Raw genomic sequence first — 5,042 nt, 5'->3', positions numbered from 1 at the left:
TACAAGGTCTCGCCGGAGTTACTGAGACCTCTCCGGGACGTGAAGTAGGTCAACTACGTCTTGGAATGAACGCTTACGTATTGCGGCACTCTGCAGCGAGTTTCTTCCTGTCGCAAAAATGCTTAGAGATATCACGAGCCCAAGGTGCGCAAAGGCCGAACGAATATGCGGATGTTCCAGATAGAGTAAAAGATTTAATGAAGCTTCGTTTTGGGTGGACGGTCACAAGCAAAATGCCTGAAATCTATGCTGCTAGAGCGTTGTCTGATCAGGCTCAAGTGACTCTTTCTGAGTTCCATCAGAGCCTGATGCAACAGGTAGAGAAACTTAGACAGAGAAAAGAGAGGTAGCGTGCCTGTGAATAGAACTATAGGTGCCACCGAATTTGAATGGGAGGCTGAAGAACCGCTCCAAGTAGAGGTCCGGGGTGAAGTTGGGCCGGTTAGCCAAAGAAGAATTGAATCATTTACCTTCAATTTTTCTGGTTTACGTTCAGGCTATACCGATAGTTTTCTGATCAATCTTCGTGATTTGCTCTTTGACCGTGCTGGCACTCTTAAACTCAGTACGCTCTCAAAAGAAGCTCAGAATATAAGGAAAATCCTCTGGCAAGTATGGGAAACGGGAGCTTTCAGAGAAAAAATATCCATAATTGATGAAATGTTTTTGCTTTGTTTGTCAGCAAACGCTGAAAGCCTAGCAACCTACCATTTGAGATATCTCCAGATTTTATTTAATTGGGATCCTGATTCACCGCTGTTTGCCAGAGGGCTTCATGCGAGTGATTTTCCTTCCAGTGATCCAAAAAAAGGGAAGCGAGGATCTGCAATAGACCGAATTATTGCCAAAGCGATGACTCGCGCATCGGTTGCAGTGGTTCTTGATTCTCTCGATAGAGCTTATGCGCAAGGAGTGATCGATCTTGGGCATTACTCGCTCGGGCATCTCTGCTTTGCAGTATTTTCCCGTAACGAAAGCTACAGACAAATAACCCTTGGTGACCTCAAATTCGATGCGAAGTCTCAGCAGCACTTTATTGATATTGTGCCTTCGAAATCAAGGATGCATGCTCCTGCAAAAATCAGATACCGAGTCAGTGAAGCTCTAGCGTTACTGCTGGCCAAGCAGCGACAAGCCGTAATAGAAAAGTATGGGCATCTTGTCTCGGAGAGCGATATTGAAAAGCTAGCGCTGTTCCCAGCACGACAGCTTACCGAAGGTGGGGCTTGGAAAAGCACATTCTCCAATGAAAATTATGGAATGTACTCCAGTGCTAGTCAGTTTTCCCTGGGCTATCAGAGGGCTATGCAAGTAAAACTTGGTGAGCACATTCAGCTAGGTAACAATCAGCTCAGGCATACTTTGGGGACGCTTCTCGCTCAGACGGGAGCTTCTTCTAAAACCATTCAGTCTGTTCTCAAACATGCAACAGATAGCACCTGCAAATACTATGTTGATATTGCTTTTCATGGGCTGATGTTTGAGCTTTCAGAGTCAATGAAGCCAGCCTTTGCCGAACACCTTCCAACCCTAATGAACATTCGATCCAAAAAAGATCCTGTCGCTCAAGAGAGGCGAATCAGCGCAGAAGACGGAGTAAGTGGGCGGTTCGAGGATGTGGGCGAATGTGGGAATGCAATTGCCTGTGAAAGTGCCCCAATTGCCTGCTATGGCTGCTTTCGATTCAATCCATGCTGGGATGCAGACCACAGCATAAATCTTCGCCTTGTTGAGGGACAGATTGCAGAGATGAGCAGGCGAGGAAAACCCTTTCAGCATCTAGTTGATAAGGCGAGGCAAGCAAAAATTCACATTGTGCTTGTTATGAATGCAATTGATCTTTTGCGAAATGAGCAAAATGGGGAGGCAAAGTCATTATGAGTGCCCCGACGTCTATTGATGCTCCTCATTACCGAAAGGCCCTGGATAGTTGGCTTGACAGTTGTCGGTCTCGAATGGCCGTCCGTTTCCCCAGTATTGATTTTGAGTCAGATATCTGGCGAATCAGAACCCTTTATAAAACGGAACAGCCTGACTTCTTCTTCAGAGAGAGCTTCTTGGCTATGGAGAAATGTGACAGGAGTTACCGAGAGGTTTGTCGGTGCCTCATGGCTGAATTTTATTTATCTGGAAAGGCTAAAGAGACTCGCAGGATAGAGCTTCCTTGGAGGAATTTTGCTATCAAACAAAGCGTTCCCATATGGGATCTCAGGATCCGGGACTTGCGAGATTTTGAAGCTTATATTCTTGATTGTTTGAGGAAAGACTACGGCAGGCATTCTTTTTTGGGTGCTACCCTCGCAGGCATTGAAAAACACATTTTGATCCTGGGACGCAAGGGGGTTATGCCTGTATTGGGATATCGACGCTTAGCGAGCTCTAGGCAGGAACTTTTAGTAGCTAGAAATTGGCAAGCTGGAGAGTTTAAAGACACAAAATCCAAAACCCTGGATCGAAAAATGGAAGCGTTCAACGAGGCATTCAACGCGTTTATCGATAATCCAGTCGACGTAGATGGCAAACCTATCCTGAGTACGCACGATTGCCTAGCTATGTGCGCAGTCACCATCGGACTATGTGCACCCTCGCGAATAAACGAGATCCTGACGATGAGCTGCGATGACTACGCAGTCATAGAGGACTACTTGGATGATCCCTATGACATTCAATCAACGGGGGCTTCAAACGCAACGTCAGCTCATCAAATGTTGGTAATTACCCAAAAAGGAAGCAAGGGTGCTGAATGGGCGGCAAAACCGGCTCTTAATTTTATGATTGAAGCTTTCAATTATTGTATTGAAAGAATTAAACAAGCCGGTGCTCGCTCAAGGATGTTAGTCAGGTGGTATGAGAAGCATCCCGACAAACTTTATCTTCCCCATGAGCTGGAGCACCTACGTGGTGGCCTTGTAACTTGCCATGAAGTGGCACAGATTATCCGGCTTTCGCCGAATGCGCCATCCGCGGCCTCTGATAACATCATGGAAGATTTAAGGAAAAAGTGTTTTCTCATCTCTAATCCAAAAACCTTTCAAAGCGACGGTAAGATAAACAACCGTCATAAAATATACGGTATGGAGTGGAAAGTTCTTGAAGAGTATCTTTTAAAGAAAGTGCATAAAGCGTTGGAAGGTTGTCGAAAGGTGACGGCAGCCAATCTATACCAAGGTAAATTGTCTAATATGCTGTTTTTGTGCGACAGCAGCGATAGTTCTTCGCCTTATTTGCCTACAGCAGTAACCTACCAGACCATAAGAAAACGGCTGAAACGCCTGAGTACAGGCATACCCGGTTATGAAAACCCTCCGACTATTTTTGAAAAGCTGAACATCACTATTCCCGAGAACGGTCAGGTCAAATTTGCTTCGATGGCACTTCACGATATGCGTCGATGGCTAACCACACAGGCGGAAATCCATGGGGAAAATCTCTCAGATGTCGTGATAAATAAGTGGGCAAACCGAAGCAGTCTCGCACAGCTCAAAGCATATGACTTCAGGACAGCCGGATCCTTAGCTCATGCATCATCAATGCCTGAAACTCAGGAGACTCAAAAACTTTCTGATTTCTCGAATGGCATGGCGGCCGTCGAAAAACTGGAGGATCAATTCGGGCTTGAGCGTGCAATTGTGACAGCACATGATGCAGAAGTTGCCTTTACCTCAATGGAAGCTATCAGCCAAGCAGTTGAAGATCGGCCAATAGCAACTTGTAGTCAGGGAATTATTGTTCTATACCCCACACTTTTCGGGGCTTGCGTACATCAACACCATGAGAAGCCTTGCCGCAATTATAGTAACGATATCTGTGGTGCGTGTATGGGGTGTGATAAAAATTTCCATGTTAAGGGCCACAAACCGACCAATGACGAAACGCGTGCTCGCGCTGAGCAGCTCTTCGAAACTATTATACGTCACCTCGAAAACCTTGCTTTTACTTACAATCGAGGTGTGGCGGATGATCCAGCAGCTCTCGGGGATCACATGGTCACCCTCGTGGAAAAAGGATTAGATCGAAAGAATTTGGAGGAGCTTGCGAACCATCTAGTTGATCATTTTTTCGAAGTCAGAGACTTGTTAAAAGATCGCCAATTAGCTAGCCGTCTAGAGGAGGCTTTTGTCGCACGAGGAGTGGTAACGCGACTTGATGATGTGAGTATTAAAAATGGGGCAATCATCAAGTACCATGCCCCGCTAAGACATGCCGAACCGCCGCTGGAATTGGCCATAGAGGACCAGGGAGGGAGAGAAGAGATACTGACTGAGGAAGCTGCTTTGATTGAGAAATATCCCGTTTTCTCTCCGGAACCCCAGGGAACTAGTGCTGAAAGAAATCAGATACCCCCTGGTAAAATCGCGGGAAATATATAGTCATGTCTGGACGGAAGGAAGTTCTGACAGAACAATTGGCTCGAAAAATCGCCCGCATGATCGAACGATTTCCTGATGCTGGAATTCCAGTAACTTGGGACAGCGTGATAGCTCACACGACTAAACGTTTTGGCGTGAAGCTGAAGAGAAATGCGCTCAGCCAGAAGGAGTTTGACGGCATTAAAATCATTGCCGATGCCTTCAGAGGCGCAAAGGGAGTGCAGAATCGGATAAAAAATGATTCGATACCAAAATATAAGACAGCCACCCGCACTGTCTTGCAACAGAGAATTGAACTTTTAGAGGCAAAGAATATCGAGTTGAAAGAGGAGTTAGAGCTTGTGCGGGCTCAACAACTTGAAGCGCTCGACTCATTTCTAAACACACCAAGAGACATCCACGCATTGATCGAAGGTCTGAGTATCAGTGCTCCAATCGATGAGATTGCACGGATACGACAAGTAAAAAACAGCGAGGAAAAATGAGGTTAAGGAGTGGACTCGATTCGAGTATTCAGAATACGCTATAACCGCCGGTTCAATGTTGGATTTTGTTATTTCCTTCCTGATGTCTACAAAAAGGTCGTTTGTTGGACGCCTAGCCCCTTCGTACGAAAACCTGCAATTTTTTGTTGTTTTGTGTCCAGAAATCACGTACAAAAAACTATGATTA

The 5,042-nt window shown here is 45.7% G+C and carries 4 protein-coding genes; all 4 read left to right on the top strand.

The window, feature by feature from the left end; translation table 11 throughout:
* A partial coding sequence (locus tag MLC70_RS18135; protein WP_248185887.1) for a hypothetical protein occupies nt 1-350 on the top strand: 350 nt, incomplete at its 5' end.
* Nucleotides 351-357: 7 nt separating this feature from the next.
* Nucleotides 358-1,881, top strand: a complete 1,524-nt coding sequence (locus MLC70_RS18130; RefSeq protein WP_248185884.1) for a site-specific integrase — start codon at nt 358-360, stop codon at nt 1,879-1,881.
* A 227-nt stretch (nt 1,882-2,108) separates the two neighbouring features.
* Nucleotides 2,109-4,370 carry a hypothetical protein gene (locus MLC70_RS18125; protein ID WP_248185881.1) on the top strand — a complete coding sequence of 754 codons (2,262 nt, stop codon included), beginning with the start codon at nt 2,109-2,111 and terminating at the stop codon, nt 4,368-4,370.
* A gap of 2 nt (nt 4,371-4,372) precedes the next feature.
* A complete protein-coding gene (locus tag MLC70_RS18120; RefSeq protein ID WP_248185878.1) occupies nt 4,373-4,855 on the top strand; it encodes a hypothetical protein in 483 nt (160 codons plus the stop codon).
* Nucleotides 4,856-5,042 lie beyond the last annotated feature (187 nt).

The sequence above is a fragment of the Marinobacter goseongensis genome (genome assembly GCF_023156235.1).
Taxonomy (GTDB): Bacteria; Pseudomonadota; Gammaproteobacteria; order Pseudomonadales; family Oleiphilaceae; genus Marinobacter; species Marinobacter goseongensis.
This window is presented reverse-complemented; position numbering and strand designations above follow the sequence as displayed.

Bases quoted from the DNA above. Each gene is read 5' to 3' on its own strand.
- MLC70_RS18120 (WP_248185878.1), top strand. From the start codon at position 4,373: ATGTCTGGACGGAAGGAAGTTCTGACAGAACAATTGGCTCGAAAAATC.
- MLC70_RS18125 (WP_248185881.1), top strand. From the start codon at position 2,109: ATGGCTGAATTTTATTTATCTGGAAAGGCTAAAGAGACTCGCAGGATA.